General features: G+C 54.4%; 1 pseudogene. It reads left to right on the plus strand.

Going from position 1 to position 2,701, the window contains the following annotated elements:
- Positions 1 to 2,608: pseudogene (locus INT22_RS01685) on the plus strand (hypothetical protein); the annotation flags it as partial.
- Positions 2,609 to 2,701: the final 93 nt, after the last annotated feature.

Raw genomic sequence — 2,701 nt, forward strand, 5'->3', positions numbered from 1 at the left:
GCCCGAACCCGAACCGGAGCCCGACACCACACCCACGGCCATTGCGCTGGATGGCAACGTTATCAGGAACGGGGCTGCTGGAGCCGAAATTGGCAGCCTGCAGGTAGCTAGTGCCGATTCAGGTGGCACCTATGACTTTGAGCTGACGGGCGACGATCGCTTCGAAGTCGTCGACGGCAAGCTTAAGCTGCGTGACGGTGAGGCGCTAAGCGCCGATGAGAATGTCGAGCTTACTTTAACGGCCAGCAATAAAAGCGATGAAAGCATAAGCGAGACCTTGACTATAGGCTCCGGGTTCTTGACCACCGGCAGTGGACAAGATGTTATCCGTGCTGATGACGATGGCGCAACGCTTCGTGCTGGAGCGGGCGTTGACCAAATGCTCGGCGGTGCCGGGGACGATACCTTTGTGATTATCGGCGACGTCTCCAGTGGCGGCAAAGTCGATTCGACTGCCACAACAGATGCTTTGGGGTTCCCTATCTCAGAGCTTAATGGCAAAAACTTGAATGAAGACGCCGATGGTGGAGCAGGCGTGATCGAAGGCGGCGGCGGTGACAATACACTTTATGTCATCGGCAAGGCCGATCTAAGCAGCTATACACTAACGAATGTTTCCAAAGTCGAAATTCGCTCTGATGTGACATTTGACACGAGCCAACTGGAAGATTTTCTCACGCTGACCGGTGATGGAAGCAGCACACTGAGAATTCATAGCGATGAGCCAACCACCTTCACGCTGAAAGACGGCATCGACCTCTCCTTCATTGGTGAGCTTGAAATAGGAGAAGGCGTCACACTGGAAATTGACGACCTGGACAGCCTAGGCGGTGCACGCATCCTGAGCGGCTCGGGGACGTTAAAAACTGACACTGATCTGGGCAGCATGTCCGGCTATACGCTGACCTCCGAACTGGCTGTGAATGGCACAGATCCCAGCGAGGCTCGTATTGTCAACACCATTTCTCGTGAAGCCGATGATGACGGCGTTACTCGAGGTACTGAGGAAAATGATTACCTGATCGGTACCGCCGAAGACGACATCATCGATGGGCTGGGCGGTGACGATGTTCTGGTAGGTCTTGGCGGTCAGGATACTTACCAGATTTCTGGATCAGGCACCAAGACGATTATCGATAGCGGTCGCAACAGCACTCTGGATCTTTCACTCGCCGAGGGGGCTGCCAGTCTGGACCTCAGTGAAGGAGGTAGCATAGCGGGAGGAGTAGAAGCAGGAGGAGCCAGCATTCAGCTAGGCACCGGCACCGGCGCTACGGGGCTACAGCCACTGGATATCCTGCTGTCTCAGGATCTATCCGGCTCTTTCAGCGATGACCTCTCTACTATTCGTACGACAGGCTTCATCGATGACCTGATTAACGGTGTGCGTGAGATACAGCCAAACAGCACCTTCGGAGTCGCATCGTATGTCGACAAGCCGCTGTCGCCGTTTGGTGCAAACAGCGACTATGAGTATCGCACTGATGCTCCGCTATCTCTTGATCCGGAAGTGCTACGCCAGGCCTATGAGGAAATGGAAATATTGTCGGGTTCTGATGGCCCAGAGGCTCAACTAACATCGCTGTTGCAGATAGCCCTGCGTGCTGAAGACAGCTTGGCATACCATGAAGAAGGCAACATCGATATGGACGCCACAGGCATTGGCTATCGCCCCGATGCCCTGCGTGCTTTAGTGCTGCTCACGGATGCCAGCTATCACCAGGCCGGCGACGGCATCAGCCGCAATCCAGAGCTGGCGCCCAACAATGGTGACAAGATTCTAGACGGCGACCCCGCAGGCAGCGGAGAGGACTACCCTTCTATCGATCAAGTCAGGGAGGCCCTGGAAGAAAGCAGCATCTACCCTATCTTTGCGGTAACCCGCTATGAGGTTTCTACCTATGAGGAATTGGTCGATGAGCTAGGCTATGGTGCCGTGTTGGAATTGGAAAGTGATAGTTCCAACCTGGTGGAAGTGCTGACCTCGAGTCTAGAGGATTACCGCGCCGACTTTATCGCTGACCTAGTGGGCACGGTATACGCCGACGAACTCACTGGCAACTCTCTGGATAACACTATTCAGGGGGGAGCGGGTGACGACTGGATCTATGCTCTGGGCGGCGATAACCAGCTAAGCGGCGATGAAGATAGCGATACCTTTGTGCTGGGCTTTAGCGGCTCTTCGCGTGGCACCACCACCATCACCGACTTTGTGCACGATGAAGGAGACAAGATCGCCTTTGATAACGACGGCCTGATGACGTTCATCGATTCTGAACTGGACGGCGACACGCCGCTCCCAGAAGATAATTTCGTCGAGCGCAACACACTAGATGATCTTGTTGCCGACGATAATGGCAAGCTGATTCAGCTTCAGGAAGCTATCGACGAGACAACTATCAACGAAGAGGAAACCCTGGAGGATCTGGAAGGCTATCTCTTAGCATTCAATACAGATAGCGGCCACGGCGAGCTCTGGTATGATGATGACTGGAGTAGCGCTGCCGGCCGTGAGCAAGTTGCCGCGCTCTCTTCACTGGATGAACTGGCCCAGGTAACCGGCTTGGGTAAGGAGGATTTCTCACTCTACGCAGCCGAAATTGCTTGATTCATAGGCATAAACATACTGCTCCATACCTATTCGCCCCTGCTTTGTCAGGGGCCTTTTCCTTTCAAATCACCGGCACGCCATGCTGACGGT

The sequence above is a fragment of the Halomonas sp. 3D7M genome (assembly GCF_014897885.1).
GTDB lineage: Bacteria > Pseudomonadota > Gammaproteobacteria > Pseudomonadales > Halomonadaceae > Vreelandella.